Annotated in this window: 1 pseudogene; it reads right to left on the bottom strand. The window is 64.1% G+C overall.

The annotated features are described in order from the left end of the window. Nucleotides 1-601 (bottom strand): annotated as a pseudogene (locus VXJ37_RS21055) (pyruvate dehydrogenase (acetyl-transferring), homodimeric type); the annotation flags it as partial.

Genomic DNA, 601 nt, shown 5'->3' with positions numbered 1-601 from the left:
GGCTGCAACGGCGCCGGCTTCGTTGATGCCGGGGTGGATCAGCTGCCCGGCGGGGGATTCCTTGTACGCCAGGACCAGGTCACGGTCCACCGACAGGTAGTTCTGGCCCTTGGGGTTGTAGATCTTGGCGGTCGGGAAGAACGCGTCCATGCCGAAGGTACGTGCTTCGTCAGGGATGATCGGGGCGATGTGCTTGCCGAAGTTCTTATCCCGCATCAGGTCCTTGAGGAGCCTGACGAACGCCATGGTGGTGGCGGCCATCTGCTTGCCTGAGCCGCGCTTGGCCACCTCGTAGGACTTGGCCTCGGGCAGCACGATCTCGGCGTGGGTGTTCCGGCGTTCCGGGACGGACCCGCCCAGGGCGGCGCGGCGCTCCATCATGTACTTGATTTCAGGTGCGTCGTTACCCGGGTGGTAATACGGCGGCCGGTAGGCGTCCTTGTCAAGCTGCTCATCGGTGACCGGGATCCGCAGGTGGTCGCGGAACTTCTTCAGGTCATCAAGGGTCAGTTTCTTCATCTGGTGGGTCGCGTTGCGGCCCTCGAAGTGGGGGCCCAGGCCGTAGCCCTTGACGGTGTGGGCGAGGATGACGGTGGGTTTG

The organism is Pseudarthrobacter phenanthrenivorans (genome assembly GCF_036455295.1).
GTDB classification, from domain to species: Bacteria; Actinomycetota; Actinomycetes; order Actinomycetales; family Micrococcaceae; genus Arthrobacter; species Arthrobacter phenanthrenivorans_C.
Note: the sequence above shows the minus strand (reverse complement) of the source record. Positions and strands in the feature narration are given on the sequence as shown.